18 protein-coding genes and 4 tRNA genes are annotated in these 18,103 nt (G+C 69.1%); 15 read left to right on the top strand and 7 right to left on the bottom strand.

The genetic code is table 11. From position 1 onward, the window contains the following. Positions 1-3: 3 nt before the first annotated feature. A complete protein-coding gene (locus ABD285_RS11850) occupies positions 4-1,056 on the top strand; it encodes a hypothetical protein (RefSeq protein WP_344202723.1) in 1,053 nt (350 codons plus the stop codon). Here the strand turns inward: ABD285_RS11850 and ABD285_RS11845 are convergent. Then, positions 1,033-1,105 (bottom strand) — tRNA-Val (locus ABD285_RS11845). The genes ABD285_RS11850 and ABD285_RS11845 overlap by 24 nt on opposite strands. Positions 1,106-1,214: 109 nt before the next feature. Between ABD285_RS11845 and ABD285_RS11840 the strand changes: the two genes are divergently transcribed. From ABD285_RS11840 to ABD285_RS11790, 11 genes are all read left to right on the top strand, one after another. Continuing rightward, a tRNA-Gly gene (locus ABD285_RS11840) sits at positions 1,215-1,287 on the top strand. 55 nt (positions 1,288-1,342) lie between these two features. Beyond that, a tRNA-Cys gene (locus ABD285_RS11835) sits at positions 1,343-1,413 on the top strand. A 39-nt stretch (positions 1,414-1,452) separates the two neighbouring features. After that, positions 1,453-1,527 (top strand) — tRNA-Val (locus ABD285_RS11830). 387 nt (positions 1,528-1,914) lie between these two features. After that, a complete protein-coding gene (locus ABD285_RS11825) occupies positions 1,915-2,145 on the top strand; it encodes a helix-turn-helix transcriptional regulator (RefSeq protein ID WP_284255384.1) in 231 nt (76 codons plus the stop codon). A gap of 158 nt (positions 2,146-2,303) precedes the next feature. After that, a complete protein-coding gene (locus ABD285_RS11820; RefSeq protein WP_284255385.1) occupies positions 2,304-2,435 on the top strand; it encodes a hypothetical protein in 132 nt (43 codons plus the stop codon). Beyond that, positions 2,432-2,770: a hypothetical protein gene (locus tag ABD285_RS11815; RefSeq protein WP_284255386.1), complete on the top strand. Its 339-nt coding sequence runs from the start codon at positions 2,432-2,434 to the stop codon at positions 2,768-2,770. The genes ABD285_RS11820 and ABD285_RS11815 overlap by 4 nt, the downstream gene beginning before the upstream one ends. Before the next feature lie 65 nt (positions 2,771-2,835). Beyond that, positions 2,836-3,804, top strand: coding sequence for an AAA family ATPase (locus tag ABD285_RS11810; RefSeq protein WP_284255387.1), 969 nt, complete (start codon positions 2,836-2,838; stop codon positions 3,802-3,804). A gap of 159 nt (positions 3,805-3,963) precedes the next feature. Beyond that, positions 3,964-4,584 carry a hypothetical protein gene (locus ABD285_RS11805; protein ID WP_284255388.1) on the top strand — a complete coding sequence of 207 codons (621 nt, stop codon included), beginning with the start codon at positions 3,964-3,966 and terminating at the stop codon, positions 4,582-4,584. Positions 4,585-4,586: 2 nt separating this feature from the next. Continuing rightward, positions 4,587-5,063, top strand: coding sequence for a hypothetical protein (locus ABD285_RS11800; protein WP_344202720.1), 477 nt, complete (start codon positions 4,587-4,589; stop codon positions 5,061-5,063). Further along, positions 5,060-6,520 (top strand): HK97 family phage prohead protease, encoded by a 1,461-nt coding sequence (locus tag ABD285_RS11795; RefSeq protein WP_344202718.1) that lies wholly within the window; start codon positions 5,060-5,062, stop codon positions 6,518-6,520. The genes ABD285_RS11800 and ABD285_RS11795 overlap by 4 nt, the downstream gene beginning before the upstream one ends. Then, positions 6,517-8,139, top strand: a complete 1,623-nt coding sequence (locus ABD285_RS11790) for a hypothetical protein (RefSeq protein WP_344202716.1) — start codon at positions 6,517-6,519, stop codon at positions 8,137-8,139. The genes ABD285_RS11795 and ABD285_RS11790 overlap by 4 nt, the downstream gene beginning before the upstream one ends. On the opposite strand, the gene ABD285_RS11785 is transcribed toward ABD285_RS11790, so the two are convergent. After that, a complete protein-coding gene (locus ABD285_RS11785) occupies positions 8,136-10,856 on the bottom strand; it encodes a DNA methyltransferase (protein ID WP_284255393.1) in 2,721 nt (906 codons plus the stop codon). The two genes, ABD285_RS11790 and ABD285_RS11785, sit on opposite strands and share 4 nt — an antisense overlap. Before the next feature lie 474 nt (positions 10,857-11,330). Here ABD285_RS11785 and ABD285_RS11780 point away from each other — a divergent pair, with 474 nt between their 5' ends. The 3 genes from ABD285_RS11780 to ABD285_RS11770 are packed head-to-tail and all read left to right on the top strand — an operon-like array spanning position 11,331 to position 13,439. After that, on the top strand, positions 11,331-11,891 hold the full coding sequence (locus tag ABD285_RS11780; RefSeq protein WP_344202714.1) for a DUF6932 family protein: 561 nt from the start codon (positions 11,331-11,333) through the stop codon (positions 11,889-11,891). Further along, positions 11,878-13,068 (top strand): hypothetical protein, encoded by a 1,191-nt coding sequence (locus ABD285_RS11775; RefSeq protein WP_284255395.1) that lies wholly within the window; start codon positions 11,878-11,880, stop codon positions 13,066-13,068. The genes ABD285_RS11780 and ABD285_RS11775 overlap by 14 nt, the downstream gene beginning before the upstream one ends. Continuing rightward, positions 13,065-13,439 (top strand): DUF732 domain-containing protein, encoded by a 375-nt coding sequence (locus tag ABD285_RS11770; protein WP_284255396.1) that lies wholly within the window; start codon positions 13,065-13,067, stop codon positions 13,437-13,439. The genes ABD285_RS11775 and ABD285_RS11770 overlap by 4 nt, the downstream gene beginning before the upstream one ends. Here ABD285_RS11770 and ABD285_RS11765 read toward each other — a convergent pair. The 5 genes from ABD285_RS11765 to ABD285_RS11745 all read right to left on the bottom strand — a co-directional run bounded on the left by ABD285_RS11765 (position 13,436) and on the right by ABD285_RS11745 (position 18,074). Continuing rightward, a complete protein-coding gene (locus tag ABD285_RS11765; RefSeq protein ID WP_344202711.1) occupies positions 13,436-14,620 on the bottom strand; it encodes a tyrosine-type recombinase/integrase in 1,185 nt (394 codons plus the stop codon). The genes ABD285_RS11770 and ABD285_RS11765 overlap by 4 nt on opposite strands. Positions 14,621-14,848: 228 nt before the next feature. Next, positions 14,849-15,265, bottom strand: coding sequence for a pyridoxamine 5'-phosphate oxidase family protein (locus ABD285_RS11760; protein ID WP_284255398.1), 417 nt, complete (start codon positions 15,263-15,265; stop codon positions 14,849-14,851). Then, positions 15,262-15,711, bottom strand: a complete 450-nt coding sequence (locus tag ABD285_RS11755; protein ID WP_284255399.1) for a BON domain-containing protein — start codon at positions 15,709-15,711, stop codon at positions 15,262-15,264. The genes ABD285_RS11760 and ABD285_RS11755 overlap by 4 nt, the downstream gene beginning before the upstream one ends. Before the next feature lie 33 nt (positions 15,712-15,744). Further along, a complete protein-coding gene (locus ABD285_RS11750; protein ID WP_344202709.1) occupies positions 15,745-16,386 on the bottom strand; it encodes a response regulator in 642 nt (213 codons plus the stop codon). Next, on the bottom strand, positions 16,383-18,074 hold the full coding sequence (locus ABD285_RS11745; RefSeq protein ID WP_344202707.1) for a sensor histidine kinase: 1,692 nt from the start codon (positions 18,072-18,074) through the stop codon (positions 16,383-16,385). The genes ABD285_RS11750 and ABD285_RS11745 overlap by 4 nt, the downstream gene beginning before the upstream one ends. Positions 18,075-18,103 lie beyond the last annotated feature (29 nt).

The raw sequence follows: 18,103 nt of genomic DNA, 5'->3' as shown, positions 1-18,103 counted from the left end.
GCCATGACCCCCGAGAGCGCCGCCGTGGCGTACTCGGGGGTCGTGGCCGCGCTGGGCGCGGCGCTCGCGCTCGTGCTGGTCGTGCCGTCGCTGCGACGCGCGGGATGGCGCCTGCTGGGGCTCGCGATCGTCTGCGGGGGAGAGGTCGTCGTCCTCGGGCTGATCACGGATGCCGCGGGCGCCCCGTACCTCATCGACCTCGCCGCTGCGGCAGCGGTCGTCCTCACCGTCCTCCTCGCCGCCGCGACCGCCGCGGGGGCCGGTCTCCGGATGCGCTGGATCGTCCCGGCCGTGTGGGGCGTCGTCGTCCTGCCGGTCACGGCGCTCGGACCGTTGCTCACGACGGCGGGATGCCGGGGCACGCCGTGCGAGCTGCTGGACTTCGGCGGGGCACTGCCGCTCGCGATCGCCCCCGCGTCCTTCGTGCTCCTCGCCCTACTTATGCCGCGATCCCGTCGCAACGACCTGCCGGCGCCCGGGACCCGCGCTTCGGTCCTGCTCGGCGGTGCGCTGTGGGCCGCCTTCGTCGTCTGGATCGCCGCGATGGAGGGTCTCGTCGACGCCTACACGCCGCTCCTCCTCGTGGCGGGCGGAGTCGGCCCCGGCGTGGGGGCGGCCGTCTGGCTGATCGTCGACCGGCTGCGCCGCTCGGCGCGCCCGCCGGCCCGCTCTCTCGCGCTCGGAGCCCTCGCCGGGATCGTCGCGACGATGGCCGGGGCGGCGACCGTCGCCATCCCGTGGTCGGTCGCCGTCGCGGTGCTGGCAGGCGTGATCTCCGCCGTGATCGCCCGGGGACGCACGAGGTCGGTGGCACGCGCCGGCTGGGTGGTGCTCGCCGCCGGGCTCATCGGCCTCGTGGCGCCGGTGGTCTCGGGCGACGCGATCGGGGTGCTCTTCACGGCGCAGATCGAGGCCGTTCCCGTGCCGCTGGTCGCTGCGGGCGCGGTCGCCGGGTTCGCGGCGCTGGTGTCGCTGCCGGTGTGGCTCGGCATCCGGTTCGGCTCACGGTCGCCGGCGGGCGTGCCATCTGGGTGGGCGATACCAGACTCGAACTGATGACCTCTTCCGTGTGAAGGAAGCGCGCTACCAACTGCGCCAATCGCCCGCGGGAACCCATCTTGCCATACGGCGCCGACCCGTCCGACGCGGGCGTGTCATGCGATTTGGCGAGCCCACGCGGGATGCTAAAGTCGTTCGAGTCGCGCAAGCGGCATGCGGATGTAGCGCAGTTGGTAGCGCATCACCTTGCCAAGGTGAGGGTCGCGAGTTCGAGTCTCGTCATCCGCTCGAGGATCAAGTCTCACGGTCCGCTGTGCTCGCCAAGTGCAGTGACCGCTCACATGGTGGCGTGGCCGAGAGGCGAGGCAGCGGCCTGCAAAGCCGTATACACGGGTTCGAGTCCCGTCGCCACCTCGGCAACACCCCCGGCGGTCCGCAAGGCACCACCGGAACGGGCGATTGGCGCAGCGGTAGCGCGCTTCCCTGACACGGAAGAGGTCACTGGTTCGATCCCAGTATCGCCCACCACAAGAACCCCAGATCAGCCGGGGGTTTCGCATTTCTCGGGGTAGCCGCGTGGACTTACCGTGGACCTATGCCCGCCGAATGGCCGTATTTCGGCCCTCTGAGCCGCCCACTACTGGGCGTGTTACTCGGGTGTGACACATTGGGACAGGACACGCCGTGACTGGACTTCCTGCCCCACGGGCCAGCCCAAACGTGGGATCATTGAGTCGCACCCGAGGTTGAGCTGTTCCGGCGCTCGGGATCGCGTGAACTGCCGCCCCTCCACCGGGTCCCGCGGCAGGTGGACAGCGTGAGAGTGGCCCTCCCGGGTCCACGAGGTGATAGCAGGGCCGCACGCGATCGAGGCACATCGCAGCGTGAGGTCCGCCACCTCTATAGGACGACTCGATGCCTCTCGACCTCGATCAGTACGTGTCCCTCCAGCACGCGGCGGCAGCCTGCGAGCTGGACAGCAAGACGTTGCGGCGCCGGATCGCTGACGGCACGCTGCCCGCCGTGCGGATCGGCACGCGCAGGCCCGGAGCCGGTCGCGACACGCGCCCGATCCGCGTCAAGCTCTCCGACCTCGCGAGACTCATGGAGCCTGTCACGGTCAGCAGCGGGGCCGCCAGCTCGTGATCGTCGGACTGGCCCAGTGGTGCCGCGTCGAGCTGCTGGAGCGATCGCTGTTCGGTCCGTTCCTTCCGGACTCGGACGCCCGCCGCATCCGAGCTGAGCACGCTGCTCGTGGTCTGCGGACTTGCTGGTGGTGCATCCAGCCCTACCGTCCTCGGCGAGTGAAGTTCGGGAACCGCCGATCGTGGCCCGGCCAGGGTGTGCGGTTCTGCACCTGGGCGCACTACGTCGAGTTCGAGCGTGAGACCGCACGCCTGCGCGCCGAGCTGCGGGAGCTGGAGGCCGTCTCGTGAACGGCTACTCCGACCAGCCCGGAGCCCGGGTTGAGTTCGAGGACGTGATCCTGCTCGGCGGCGACTCGTTCACCCTCGACCTGCGCGATCCCGCCGACCGCGGAGACCCGGACGCCGACGTGCCGGAGCCCAGCTCGGAGGACGAGCTGCCGGGTATCGACCTCGACGCCGATCCCGCGCCCGAGCAGCAGACGAGCCCGCCGCCGATCTGGCGATCGTGCCGCGTGAGCTGCCACGTCCGCAGGGACCCTACGGCGCCGTGCAGGAGATCGGCGACGACGGTCAGTGGGTCGACGGCGCGCACCTCTCTGCGGTCGCATATGCCGTCGAGATGATGCACGTGCGGGAAGAGGCCAGGCGTCAGTACGCGATCGACACGGCCCCCCGCCAGCCGCTCGACGTGACCAGCTTGGCCGAGCTGCTGTCCCGTCCCGCCGAGCCCCTGGCCCGCGTAGAGGGCCTGATGCCCTGGGAGGCGGGCATGCTGCTGATCGCGGAGCGGAAAGCCGGGAAGTCGACCGTGGCGATCGGGGCCAGCAGGTCGCTCATCACGGGTCAGCCGTTCCTCGGCACCCTGGCCGTCCGCCCGATCGAGCCGGGTGCGCGGGTCGCCTACCTCAACTTTGAGGTCTCGGCGGCAACGTTCGCGCGGTGGGCGTCCGACGCCCGGGTGCCCGCAGACCGGCTGATTGTCGCTAGCCTGCGCGGACGCCCCACCCCGTTCGCGAACGACCACGAGCTGCGGCACCTCGGGGAGCTCCTGCGCGATCGGAACGTCGAGAGCCTCATCATCGACCCGTTCTCGCGCGCGTTCGACGGAGCGGATCAGAACTCGAACTCCGAGGTGTCCAGGTTCCTCGACCGGCTCGATGCCTGGGCTCGAACCGTCGTCGGAGCCCGCGACGTGATCCTGCTGGCGCACAGCGGCCACCTGGGCGAGCACGTCCGCGGCGCGAGCGCGATGGAGGGCTGGGCCGACGTGAACGTCTGGCTGACCCGCCAGGGCGCGACGCGCTACCTGCGGGCCGAGGGTCGCGACGTTGATCTGCCGGAGGCCGCCCTGACGTTCGACCCGGCGACTCGACTGCTCACGTTCTCGGGTGCCGGATCGCGCCGTGACGCGGCTCACAGCGACGGTCTCGACCGCATACTGCGTTTCCTGCGGGACGCTGCGGTGCCGATGAGCGGTCGGCAGATTCACGACGCCCTCGACGACATGCTGGGCGATCACGGCGTGCGCGACGCCCTCGCCTACGGCAAGCGGATGGGCCGCCTCGACTGGGTGAAGGGGCCTCGAAACTCGCAGCTCTGGTCGATCCCGGTCATGCCCACGTTCTCGAACGGCGGGAGCGGCGATGCGAGCGACTGAGGCCAGCAAATACCTGAGTGCGGCAGTGCGGCAGAGTGCGGCAGCAGTGCGGCAGCCGCACTCCGCGAGTCAGTGCGGCAGTGCGGCGGCGCCCTATATGGGCGCCGCACTGCCGCACTCGCGCCGAGCCCGGCACGCTGAGTCTGATCGGAGTTCGAGATGAACGACGAGACGACGACAGAGACCGGTCCTGAACTCGGATCGCCCGACTACTGGGAGCACCCGCAGCCGACGCTCCACGGCGAGCCATGGGAGCCAGCGTTTCCAGGCCAGCGCGTGCCGTTCCAGCCCGGCAACCCGTCACAGACGGTCTCGGGGTACCGCAGCCCGCGTGCCGTCCGCGACCGCGCTGCCGAGCTGCTGGCCGACCTGCTGATCGAGCACCCCGAGTTCGATCGACCCCGCTATCGGTTCGACGCTGAGGCGTGGTCCTACGCCGAGGCCCGGGCCGAGCTGCACCGCGACCACGAGGCGATCGTCGGCCTGTTCGACTCGGCCTCGGGCAACCCCCGCACGAACCTGCATGACCGAGTTCGGGCTGCCGAGCGAGACGCTGCGCAAGCCCGTGACCGGCTCGGTCTTGGGGTGCTGGCCGAGGCACGCGTGCGTCAGGCGCAGGCGACCAGCCTCGCGCTCGGCGGCGGCGTCGAGCTGCTAGCCGCCCGCATGGCGCTCGGGCAGGCGGCGCTCGACGCCCGACGCGCCTCCGACGATCCTGCGGCGCGGCTCGAACTCGACGCGCTCGACGACGACCACAACCACAACGGAGACGGAGCCTGACAATGCCGGACCGCATGCACATCGAGAACGTGTTCCCGTCGCGTCCGCCGTACCGCGAGCCCGGGTTCGGCGGCATGCGCGCCGTGACCGGCCAGCCGCCCAGCCCGCACGACCGCGAGACGACCGAGGACGACGATCGAGCCCTCGCCGCCGACCGCGCCCTGACTCGGCAGAGCCTGGCGCAGACACGCTCTCGGATCGACGCCGCGCTCGGGATCAGGTGCGACGAGCACGACGCCGAGCTGGGCGCGTGGTGCATCGGCTCAGGTGACTCCGGCGTCGGCGCCGTGTGCTTGCACCGTTACGAGCTGGGGCTGGGCGACGCGGCTCGGGTGCGGCTGCCCTCCGGTCCCGCGCCCGCGCCGTTCGTGGACGCACTGGCCGAGCGCGCCGCCGCCGTGCGGAACGTCGGCCTGCACGCCGCACAGCAAGAGCACGAGCAGCGGAGACAGCAGCAGAGAGCGAGGTACAACCGATGACCACCAGCACGACCACCAGGCCCGCCGCGACCACCGGGACGGCCCCTGTCGAGCCGCCCGGCTCGTGGTTTGCGAACCCGAAGCTGACCGCGCTGACACCGTTGACCGTTGAGCCCTCGGGCCGGGTATTCGGGCATCTAGCGAGCTGGAAGGAATGCCACGTCGAGAGCGCGACCCTGGGCCGCCAGTGCGTCACGGCTCCGCGCAGCCGGACCAGCTACAGCAGGTTCATGCTCGGCGCCGTTCGGACTGCAGAGGGCGACACCATCGCGACCGGGCCGATCATCCTCGACACGAGCCACGCCGATCCCGCGTTCGATCAGCTCTCCGCGATGCGCCATTACTCCGACACCGGGCACGCGGTCGCGGACGTTCGCATCGGGGAGGACCACCACGGTATCTGGGTGGCCGGAGCGCTCCGCCCGAGCACGACGCCCGAACAGGTGCGGACCCTCAGGGCCAGCCCGCTCTCGGGGGACTGGCGTTCGCACCAGGGGTCGCTCGAACTCGTCGCCGCGCTGGCCGTGTCGTCGCCCGGGTTCGCGATCGAGCGCCCGCGAGCCCTTATCGCCTCCGCGGGAGTCATGCGCTCGGCGGTAGGGATCGGCGCGGTCGCTCAGCGCCGCTCGGTCGTCAACGACCCGGGCCTTTTCGAGCTGGCGGCGATGCGGGTGAAGGTCGAGGGGGTGCGCCGCACGCTCTCCGCCCCGTCCGCGGACGAGCTGCGCGAGCAGCGGTTCGCTGCGCTTGACGAGCACCGCCGCCGTGAGGCGAGCGAGCGGTCGCTCATCTCGTCCATGTCGCTCCCGAGCGCGCTCGTGCAGGACTGGGCCGGTCCAGTCGCGTTCGAGGACGAGTCGACCGGGGACGGGCGCCGCATCGCGACGGGGGCGCTTCGTCAGGGCGGCTACCCGACTTTGCGGTGGGCGCCGATCGACAACGGTGGCCACGACGGGGCGCTGGCGGTCGGGCGCGTCGAGACCCTGAGCCGCCGTCCGGGCGGGGTGATCTGGGCGACGGGGACGCTCGACCTCGGTAGTGCCGAGGGCCGCGAGGTCGCCCGTCAGATCGCCGCGGGCGTCGCCGGCGGGGTGTCCGTCGACCTGGACGACCCGACGACGGCGCTCGCCAGGGGTGAGGACGGGGGAGACCTGGCTGTGACCAGCGACGCCCGCGTCCGAGGCATCACGCTCGTTCAGATTCCTGCGTTCGACCGCGCGCGGATCGCGCTCGTCGGGCCGCCGCGCCCCGGCTCGGAGCCGGACCCGGAGGACGACGCGGGGGAGCCGGACCCTAACGACTGCGGGTGCGAGCCCGCTTCCGAGGCGCCCCTGCTCACGACCGCCTCCGGCGACCTGCCTGACCTCAGCGACACGGCTCGGTTCCCGGGCCTCGACAGCTACCCCGGCCTGGGCGAGTCGCCCATGCCGACCAATCGCAAGGACACCAGCTCGTGACGACCACTCTCGACCGGCGCAACAAGGCGCCCCGTATCCGACTTCCGCGCGACGGGTCCGCCGCCGAGCTGGGCGCCGACGCGCTCGCCTGCCGCTCGTGCGGAAACCGGGTCGAGCACCCCCACCCGGCCAGGACGGAGGCGCTGCCCGTATGGCCGCGGGTGTCGCCCGCGTTCGACGCGATGGGCGGCGGCGCTCGGGTCGCGATGGAGGTCGCGTTGACCCGCTGCGAGAAGTGCGACGCACGCCGCGACCGCGCCCGGGCTCTCGTGCTCGTGCACGGGCTCGGCTCGATTCCTGGCACGGGCGAGATCGAGGTCGAGCGCGTTGACGCTGCGCTGGCCGGTCTCGACGTGCTCGGCATCGAGGGCGACGACACCGCTCGGTTCACCCGTTCACCGAGCGACGTGCGATCACTGGTCGAGGCCATGGCGCCGTGCGGCGCGAGCTGCTCGTGGAGCCTGCACCTCGGAACCGGGGGCGACCCGCGCACCGCCAGTGCGACGCGCTGGGGCGCGGTGCCTGCCGATCTCGCTCGGGATACCGCCGATGCGTTCCAGGTGTTCTGGCGGTACTCGATGGAGACCGAGACGCCCTGCGCGCCCCCCGAGCTGGACGGCGCGCCGCGGGCGTGCCTCTTGTGCGGCGTCGGCACGCTGCGCGTCAAGCCCAGCGACGCGGTGAAGGCGTGGGGCTCTCCGGTGCGCGTGGTCCCGGGTGAGCTGGGAGGGCAGCCGCGACCCGAGCCCGTTTTTGGTTACGTGTGCCCGACCGATCGCCGGGTCGTCGCGGAGGTCGGTGCGGTGGGGCACCCCGCCGTCGAGCGAGCTATCCTGGCGCACCTCGGATGGTCCCTCAATGGTCGCACCTACGTCGAGCCGTTGGGCCAGGCGTGGGTCGCGCTCCGCGGCGCCGAGCCGAACGCGCTGCCGTGGCAGCACCTCCGACGCGGGCGCATCGAGGCGCGGCTGGCGCGCACGGTCGGCGCCCACAAGCCGGGCAAGGTTCTCGGTGGTCGCGTGGATCTCACCGAGGTCGAGGCCGCCGTGCTCAGGCTGTGTCGCGAGTACGGCGTCGCCCGTCTGCGCTTCGACCGGATGCAGGCCGAGCAGATGGTCGGCAACCTAACCCGGGAGGGCGTCCGCGTCCGCGAGTTCGTCTTCTCGGCGGCGGGGGCCAGCAAGCTCGCCCGCGGGCTATTCGTGGCGCTCAGAGACCGAGCGGTCGAGCTGCCCGATGACGACGAGCTGCGATCCGAGGCGCAGACCGTCCGAATGATCGAGACCGGACCGGGCCTCGTGAAGATGAGCAACCCGGCGGGCACACACGACGACGTGCTGACGGCGGTAGGCATGGTCGTGGCCGACCTGACCGAGCAGCCCGACCTCAGCGGCGGGGGAGTGTCGGACCCGTCGAGGGTCAGCATTGCTGCTCGGGCGCGGGCCAGCGGGGTCGGGCCAGTCGGTCAGCGCCTGCTGTCCCCGGCCTACGCCCTCGGGGGCTCCCGGGGCACCCTGGCGGCTATCGCGCAGGCGCAGCGCGGCCAGACGCCCGCCCAGCGCGCGCACGGCATCGGTCTGCCAGTCGAGGGGACGGCGAACGACCCGAACAGGCGTTAGGTCCTGGCCCGATGTTGCTCGGTCTGCCGGTTCAGGTCGAGCAGGTATTGCACCCGATCCGAGGCATTCGAGAAGCCGGGAGCGGGAGGGTTATACATCCCGTCAACGTAGGCATCCAGAACGTTGTGAGCGCTACGGAGATCAGCGGGCATAACAACGTCGTCGTAGAGATCGGCGAGACTGTCGGACGCGTATCGATCGCGAACGTCGAGGATGACCTGCGCCAAGTGCTCAAGCGTCGCCCGCTGCTGGTCGGTCGGGTTCGGGAAAACGAAGTTGTTGTAGACGACATCTTTGGAGTACCGGTAGTCGCTCTTGAGCCGACCGCAGACGGCGCGCATCCAGTCCATGTGCATGGTGCTGGTGAGGATTCCGAAGTGGTAAAGAGAGGCGTTCGGGATCGCCAGTGAAGAGTTCGAGGTCACGGTCCCGGCCTCGAAGAAGCCGAGAGGAACGTACAGGCGCCGCGAAGAGGAATGAGCCGGGATCAGGAGGAAGGGCTGGTCTGGGTCCTGAGTCCGCTGGGCGAAGAGGTGCGGGATGTTGGCAAGCTGCGGTCGAGACGACTTCTCGCGAACTTCCCGAACCTCCCGGACTCGTTCGTACACGGGTGGCACGGCCTTGATTTGGCCGGAACTCACCCCGTCGAGCCACAGGCAGTAGCGAGGGCGACGGTTGATGAACTCATCGGCTCCCTGGAAGGTGCGAATCCAGGCTGCCGTCTGCGGGTACTCGGCAATCAGCGCGTCGCGCTCTTCCCGGGTGAGCAGAAGGTGGCCGCCGTCGGCGGCCATGTTCCCAAAGACCATCTTGAGTTCACCGCTGATTTGCTCCTGCCGATTGGTGACGACGAACTCGCCGCCCGGCACAAGGTATGGACTGATCGACGGCACGAGGTCGAGAACCGGTTCACCCTTGCCGTCCTGGTAGGTGAAGAGTTGCTTCACCTTTCGTTCGGTGCGTCCGAATCCGACGATCACGCAATGCACCTTGGCGACCCCTCGCGCGTCATTCGTCCAAATGAAGCTGCGGTGCGCGAAGTTGATGTGCTCACCGCGGCCAAGGAGGCGCGGCCAGAGGATCCCGGGCTGCTCACCCTGGCTGATCGAACTCGTCGAGACGAGCGCGCATTGGATCGAAGGGTTCTTGGCCATCACCTCGTCGGCCCGGATGTACCACGCCGCGACGTAGTCGAGGAATCCAGCGTCTTTGACCGCACCGGCGACCGCACGAAGCTCGGCCTTCTGGACCTTGTCCATAACCCGGGAGCCGAGGAAGGGCGGGTTGCTGAGGATGTAGTCGGTCTTGTCTGCCGGTCGCACGTCCTCCCAGTCGACTGTCAGCGCGTTCGTGCAGACGATGTGACCGCCCTCGGTAAGAGGGATGCGGGCGTAGTGGGTCCCAAAACGGGCGGACGCTTCCAAGTTCATCTGATGGTCAGTCAGCCACAGCGCGGTCTGCGCGATGAGAGCGGGGAACTCCAGAATCTCGATGCCACTCATCTGTTCGACGCGAACCTTCAGCAGATCGCCAACATCCGTGAGCGTGACGTAAGTGCCCATCTGCGCGGAGAGCACCCGATGTTCCAGCCGACGAAGCTCGCGGTAGGTGATCACCAAGAAGTTGCCGCAGCCACAGGCGGGGTCAATGAAGCCGAGGCCCGCCAACTTGTCGTGGAACGCCGAGAGCTTCGGCTTCGACTCCTTGACCGACTCGAACTCCTCATAGAGTGCGTCGAGGAACAGCGGCTTGATGACCCGCAGGATGTTTTCCTCGGAGGTGTAGTGCGCTCCAACGTCGTGCCGCGCCTCCTCGTTCATCACGCCCTGAAACATTGAGCCGAAGATCGCGGGAGAGACCTGCGACCAGTCGGGCGCGCACGTCTGAATCAGCATCATCCGCATCGTCTGGTCGAAGTCGGGCATCCCCGTCACCTCGGAGAAGAGGCCGCCGTTGATGTAAGGGAATGCCGCAAGGTCTTCGTCGAGCATCGTCGAGCGCTTGTCGATTGGAGTGTTGAGTACCTCGAACAGCTTTCCAAGCCGAGGCCCAAGGTCGGTCCCGTCTAGCGAGGTCCGATTGCGGATGAACTTCTCAAATGCGCTCGGCTCGAAGATCCGGGCGTCATCGGCGAAGTGGCAGAAGACCAGTCGGACAAGGAAGAGTTCGAGGTTGTGCCCGACGTAGCCGGAGTCATATAGAAGGTTGTGCAGCTTGGCCATGCGTTCGGCGGCCTCGCGGTTGACCGGGCTCTGTTCCTCGACACGGAGGGCTTGTTCGTCGACCAAAAACCCGAACTCTCGGACGTGCTTCGGGAGTTCGGCGAGCGTGAAGGTGCTGACCGCTCTGGTCTCGGTGTCGTAGAGCTGGAAGGTCTGGAAGTCGCACGCAACGATCCTCAGAGGGAGGTCGTGGTCCGGGATGCCATCGAGGTACCCCAGAGCCTGGCCTTGTGCAGCGCCCAGATCGCGCCCGGCGCTCTTCTGCTCAACGATTAGCTTCCCCGGCAGGAACATGTCGATGAAGCCGTACTTCTTGCCAGCGAGCTTCACGGCGTATTCGAAGTACCCGCCTGCCCTGCGCCTGTCGATGTCGAAGAGGGCGAGGAACTCGGTCCAGAAGGACTGCGCCTCGCCCTTCTCGTAGGACTCCCCGGCCCAATCGGCCGCGAACTTTGCGGCCCGTGCGGTGATCTCGTTCCAGGCCGGTCTTGGCATGGCACGAATCTATCGGTGCGGACCTGCATCGGCGCGCCGCTGCCCAGGTTGTCGGCGGCCCTCGGTACTTTGGGAGCAGTCCCCGGAGCGCTCACGAACCTGAGCCGTCCGGGGCTCTCTCATTTCACCAGCGTGGCCGGACGCTCGATCGAGACGGCGGCAACACTGTGGAGTATTTCGCGAGCATGGACCCGGAGCTGCCGAGGCCGTGGCAGCGGGTCTGGCGGGCTGGGCGCGACGTGACGACCGAGCCCGTGTCGAGTTGGCCGCCGTATCAGCAACGGTACTTCCGGGACGGCTGGCGACCGACGCTCTCCCCCGATGTTCCCGTCGCCCGCTCGCGCAGCGGTCGCGGATCGCGACACGGGTAGCGTGTCCACTCCAGTCCTCGCGCGTCCCCCGGTTCAGGGCTCGCGCAGGGGTCCCTCAGTTCATAGACTCGGGCGACTGCTCCTAGACCCGACGGAGGCGCTAGTGATCCCGGTGATACCGGCCGGTCAGGACGTGCTCGACCTCGGGCGGCATCCGACGACGCTGGCTGAGATCGAGTCCCGGTTCGTGACCGATCCGCAGTTCGCTGCGTCGACCACTCGGGCGAAAATCTGGAGCGACTGGCTCAACGCGACCGCGTTCCTGCGTTCCGTCGTGCCCGTGTCGGCGGCGTGGATCGGCGGCAGCTTCACCACGACCAAGCTCGACCCCGACGACGTGGACAGCCTCTACATCGTGGACGACGCGACCCTCGCGCTGGCGAAGGTCGACCCGACCAAGAATCGCGTGCTGGGGCAGTTCGCGGGCGGCAAGCTGGTCAGGGCGGCGACCGGCTTGCAGGTGGACACCTACCTGTGCGCGTGGCGGCAGGTGGTCGACCCGGCACGCCGAAACGGCCTGGACAAGAGCTACTACGAGGATCGCGGTCATTGGGACGACTGGTGGCAGCGGCGCAGAATGGTCTCTAAGACGGCGCCGCTTACGCGAGCCGATGCACTCCCGCGACGCGGTTACTTGGAGGTGATCCTCGATGGCTTCGCCTGAAGAAATCGAGGCAGCTCTGGCCGCAGCGTCCGCGCCCGAGTGGGAGACGCCGCGCGACCTCAATCGCATCAGCCTCGAGGCGCTGTTCGGCGGCGGCGCTGGCGCGCGGACGCTCCGCAGCTCCGGCTCGCTCCGGCTGTTCGGGGTGAACGTCACGAATCACTCAGCCCGGCTCGGCTCGACCGCCGACGTGCTCGCTCAGCTCCAGCGGCTCGTGACCGCGGTGGGTGCAGCCCGTCGCGGCATCCGCAGCACACAGGGACCCCTGCCGGGTGAGCTGGTCACGCTGACCGCGTTGAAGATCGCCGCGGCGCCCGCGGGTGGGAGTCTCGTGTTTGACCTCCTCCCGGAATCGCTGCCGGAAACGGAGCTGCTGACGGAAGGAAACGTCGCGATCTTCGACCAGGCTCAGCGGCAGTTCCTCGATGAGTGTTTCGAGGACGCCCTGCGGCTCGTCGGCGCGGCGCACTCGATCGGCCCGGATGCCGATGCCCAGCCCGAGCAGCGCGCCGTCGAGCGCGCGGCGGAGCGTGCCGCGGTCGAGCCCCTGGACGGCATCGCGATTACGACAAATCTCAGGATCGTCGGATTCGAATCGGACGAAGAAAGCGCAGCCGCGGTGTTCGAACAGCTCGGCGCGGAGGTGGTCGCCCCCACGACCGAGCAACCGGCGAGCGACCTAGAAGCACTCCTGCCCGACGAGCTGGAAACCGCCAAGGCGCAGGCGTTCATCGAGCGGGTGCGCGAGGGCGGCCCCCGCCTCGCGACGGCGGTTCGCAAGTTCGCCAAGGCAATCGAGTCCGCCGACTTCGACGTGGACCTCGAATGGCGCGAGCCGAACACCGCGACCCGACGCGCGACGTTTACTCAGCACGACGCCAGACTCGTCCGCCACCTCGTCGTGTCGCGAGAGTTGGAGGTCGATACGCAAGAGGTGACGGGCCGACTCATCACCCTCAGCGAAAAGACCGCCTGGCAGCTCGCGGTCGGATCGGACGACGAGACGATCGTGAGGATCGACGCATCGAAGCTGACGAAGGCGGTGCGCGAGGCGTTCCACCTGAATCAGTTGGTGACGATCAAGGCTCGAACGGTTCAGCGGTCCCTCCCGGGCGGCGGCATCACGACCACGTTTCAGGCCGTCACGGTCACCTCCAACGAGGTCCCGAGCACATGACGCGCCCGCTCATTCTTGTGGGCCTCGTGCCGCTGCTCCTGCTGGCGGGCTGTAGCGCGACGACGCACCCGACCAGCACGCCGACCGTCGATATTGACGCGCTCAACTCCGCCGCAGCGTCGGTCTTGCCGGAGGCCAGGCTCTTGGAGTACCTATCGCAGCAGCACGCCCTCGGCTCCATCGCGTCGGATCAGGTGGTCGCTGACGCTCACACGATCTGCAAGGATCTCGCGGGCGGCATGACCCCGGCGGATGCCTCGGCGGAGGCCCAGAAGCTGGGATACCCGCGACCCTCGATCATGGTCGTCGGCTCCGCGGTCTACTACTGCAAGGACCAAGCGCCAGCGGTCCTTGCCGCGCACATGCCTTAGCCGCTCGTCATGCGCCGGGCCAGCTCGGCAGCCCGGTCGGCGGCGGCGTGCTGATAGCGGAGCGCGGTGGTCGCGGTCGCGTGCCCCCCTCGGTCCTGCAGCTCCCGGGTGGTCGCCCCGGCGATCGCGTACTTCGTCAGGCCGTAGTGCCGGAGCCCGTGCCACGGCAGATCGTCCCGGCCCGCAGCGGCGCGGGCGGCGTACCACCCGGATCGGTTCAGCTCCGGCTCGCCCATGTGCCCGCCATTCTTCGAGGGGAACAGCAGGCCGTCCTCGCCCGGCTCGGCGTAGTCGCGGAGGTGATCGAGCACATCGCTGGTGATCGACGGCGGCAGCGCCACGTCGCGGATGCCCGCGCGGCTCTTGGGCTTGCCGACCACGAACCCGTCGGAAGTCGTGCGGGTGACTGCTCGCGTGATCCGAATACGGATCAGGTCGTCGTCGTGGATCAGATCGCGACGGCGCAGCTCGGTCAGCTCCCCGAACCGCAGCCCGCCCCAGGCGGCGATCAGCAGAGCGGCACGGAGCTGGGGCGGCATGTTCGCCTCGATGATCGCCAGCTCGGCGTCGGTCGGCGGGACCGTCTCGCGGCCCGTCGTCGCGTTCTGGGCGCCGCGGACCTCGACCGGGTTGTTCGCGACCAGCCCGTCGCGCACGGCGGTCGCCATGACCGATCGGGCGAACCCGTAGGCGCGCGACGCCGTGGTCTTTCGCCCGGAGGCGATCAGCTCGGAATACCAGTCGCGCACGGTGCTGGCTTTCATGCTCGCGAGAGGGATGTCTGCCAGGGGTTGCAGCACGGTCGCCAGTAGGCGCACGTATTCGTCGCGGGTGCGGTGCCGCAGGGGCTCGCCTGAGGCGTTCGTGCGGGTGCTGATCCACTTGGTCGCGTAGTCGAGGAACGTCTGCGAGCGGTCGGCCTGGGCCGCGTGAGAGGCCGTCGTCGTGGCAGGAGTCCACTCGCCCCGGTCGATCGCTACCCGCTGGCTCGCGAGCCACGCGTCGGCGTCGATCTTGGTCGTGAACGTCGAGGGCGCGGAGTGCTTCAAGCCGTCCGGCCCGACGTACCTGGCGCGGTAGTTGCCCGAGGGCAGGAGCATCACCGAGCCCCACGACTTCCGGGTGGTCGGGACCGTCCTGCCGAGGGCGTCCGTCGTGGTGGCTTTCGGTCGAGTCGGCATGCTCAGCTCTCGTCGTGGACCTATGTGGACCTAAACCTGTCCATCCGTGCCCATCCTAGGGCAAGATACTGGGCCGTGGACCTAGCGCTGCTGCCCGTGTTTCCGGACGAGACGCCAGTGTTTGCCGGTCGCCGCGCGCGATGACGAGTGCGCCTAGATTCTGGTTCGATCCCAGTATCGCCCACACTCAAAACCCCCGGAATTCCGGGGGTTTTCGTCATGGCACCGTCAGTACCTCTCGGGCTCCGCGGCGCGGTCGAAGAACAGGCCGCGGACGAACGTCGGAGCGATCCGGACCCAGCGGTACTTGAGCGTCGGGATCCACGGCAGGAGGGGCAGTCGGTCGGCGGCATCGATGTCGGACTGGTGTTCGAGTCGCTCGGCGATTCCTTTCACGACGACCGAGCGCGCCTGGTCGTAGGTCCAGGTGTCGATCTCGAACGCCACGCGCTGGTTCACAGTGAGTTCGAGCAACTTCGTTCCCGGAGCGGTTCGGAAGTACAGCGCACGATCGTGGGCGACGTAGTTGACGGGAAAGATGTCGACCTCGCCGGCGACGGCGACGGCGAGGCGGCCGAGCTGATTGTGGCGCAACTCGGTCCAGCACTCCTCGGGTGTGAGGTCGCGGATGATGGGGTCGTTCATCGGCTGCCGACCTCGATGTCGTTGTCGACGAAGTCGACGCCGGGCACCGTCTCGACGACGTGCCGGACGAGCGCGCGTTCCTCGACGGTGGGAACCAGGCCGCTGAGCGTGACGACGTGATGGTCGACCGAGAAGTTGACCTCGCCGGTCTCGACGAGGGCGAGTCCGATCCGCTCGCGGACGTGGTCCGTGATCTGCCGGTCCGTGACCCGCCAGTCGGCGCCGTAGGGACGGACGTGGAGGTCGTTGACCACGTCGCGCACGTCAGCCATCCGGCGCGCGATGGAGAAGGCCTCCAGCTTTTCGGCGTAGCTGCCGACCACACCATGCAGTCGCGCGATCCCGTCGTGCACGTCCACGGCGAGCTGGAAGGCGTCGAGGGCGGGATCGGCGTCGAACGCGTCGCGCAGACGTGAGCGGAGCAGCTGGTCGTCTCGGATCGTCATGGAATGAGCATCCAGCGACCGCCCCGCGCCGTCCTAGGGCCGAAGGTCCCCTCGCTGGCGTGCCGCCCCATACACCGCGGCCTGCGTGCGTCGTTCGAGGCCGAGCTTGGCGAGGAGGCCGGAGACGTAGTTCTTGACCGTCTTCTCCGCCAGGTCGAGCCGTTCGCCGATCTGCCGATTGGTGAGTCCTTCCGCGATCAGCTTGAGCACCTGCCGCTCCCGCAGCGACAGGGGATCGTCGTCGGACGTCGCCGAGCCTTCGGATGCCGCTTCCACGACGCGGTCGGCAAGACCGGGCCGCAGCAGCGACCCCCCGCCGGCGACGGTGCGGATGCCGGCGACGAGGTTCTGCCCGCGGATGTCCTTGAGAACGTAGCCGCTGGCTCCGGCCAGGACCGCCGCGCGCGCAGCGGCGTCGTCGTCGTACGCGGTCAGCATGATGCACCGCGTGTCCGGCAGTGCGGAGCGCACATCTCGGCACAGATCCACGCCGGAGCCGTCAGCCAGCCGCACGTCGAGCACGGCGACGTCGGGTTGCGTCGCCGCGATGCGGCCGAGGGCACGGGCGACGCTGGAGGACTCGCCGACGACCTCGAGGTCAGGTTCTGCATTGATGAGCTCGGCGATACCGCGCCGCACGATCTCGTGGTCGTCGACCAGGAACACTCGGATCACGGCTGCTCCGTTCGGAGTGGCACCCGCCACAGCACCGCGGTGCCGCCGGTGTCCCGGGACCGGATCGAATAGGTGCCGCCGAGTCGGTCAGCGCGGGCAGCGACGTTCGCCGTTCCACTCGCGCGTCCCCCCGGCGCATACCCGATTCCGTCGTCATCGATGCGGATCGTGACGTGATCGTCGTCGACCTGGACGCCGACATCGGTGTGGGACGCCCGCGCGTGGCGGGCGACGTTCGTGACGGACTCGCGGACGACGGCGACGACATCCTCGACCATCTCGGCGGGCACGATGAGATCCACCGCGCCGTCGAAGGTGAGCCGTGGTGGCGTGGGCAGACCCGCCCCCGCCTCGCTGACAGCGTCGAGAACTCGATGGCGCAGGGCGGAGCTTCCCGCCGGGGGCGACGAGAGGGCGAAGATGACGGTGCGGATCTCCGCGATGGCGGCATCGATCGCGTTCACCTGCTCGAGGATCACCCCGCGCGATCCCTCGCTCGTGCGGGTCGCTTCGGCCTGCAGGGTCAGTCCGGCGCCGAACAGTCGCTGGATGACGTGGTCGTGCAGATCGCGGGCGATGCGCGAGCGGTCCTCGACGCGCTCCAGCTGTTGCCGGTCCAGGCGCGCTTGCACGAGTTGCAGCGCAACGCTTGCCTGGCGGGCGAATTCGGTCGCTCGGTTGATGTCGACGTCCGGGATCCGGTCCTCTCCGGGGGCTCTCGAGACGGCCAGGGCCCCGAGCACTGTGCCGCTCGCGCTGAGCGGCACGACGAGCGTGGGACCGACCTCGGGTTGTGATTCGAACTGAGCGCCGGCCGGCTGTCCGCTCGTGGTGAGCATCGTCCCGGAGGCGATCACCTGGCCGGCCAGCGACCCCTCCGCGGCGAAATGACGCCCGCGGACGCCGTCCGCCAGGGCTCCTTCAACGGCGGAGACGACGAGCGAACCGTCCGCCTCCGGTGTCACGACACAGGCGAGAGCCGCGTCCATGACGTCGGCGACCCGCCGGACGATCACGTCGAGGGCGTCGACATCGTCGGACAGCATCGCGGCGGTGACCTCTGCCCGGGCGTTCGCCCACCTCTCGCGCACCTTGACCTCATCGAACAGGCGCGCGTTCTCGATGGCGATGCCGGCGGTGGCGGCGAGAACGCTGACGAGTTCCTCGTCCTCCGGCGTGAAGCGTCCGGCGGCTGGGTCGGTAAGGTACAGGTTGCCGAACACGTCGTCGCGGACGCGGATCGGCACGCCGAGGAAGGCGTCCATCGGCGGGTGGTGGGCCGGGAACCCGCTGGACCGCGGGTCGTCGTGCAGGTGCTCCAACCGGATCGGCGCCGCGTCGTGAATCACGGCACCGAGGATCCCGACGCCGTGCGGCAAGTCTCCGACCTTGGCCGCCAGCTCACCCGACATCCCGACGTGGATGAAGCGCTCGAGGAAGCCGTCCGGCCCGATCACACCGAGAGCGCCGTAGCGGGCATCGACGAGGTCGATGGCGGCTTCGACGATGTGTTTCAGGACCTCTTCGATGTCCAGCTGCTCGATGACGACCCGATTGGCGCGCAACAGGCTGCGCAGACGGCCCTGCGTCGCTAGCACGCGTTGCGCGCGCTCAACGAGTTCTTCGATGGTCTGCTCGAGCTCGGACCGCGGGGCATCGGGGAAGCTGATCTCCTCCACCGAGGCCACGTCCCAGAGCCTAGTTGCGGCACGGTGTT

The sequence above is a fragment of the Pseudolysinimonas kribbensis genome, from assembly GCF_039531715.1.
Classification (GTDB): Bacteria; Actinomycetota; Actinomycetes; order Actinomycetales; family Microbacteriaceae; genus Pseudolysinimonas; species Pseudolysinimonas kribbensis.
Note: the sequence above shows the minus strand (reverse complement) of the source record. Positions and strands in the feature narration are given on the sequence as shown.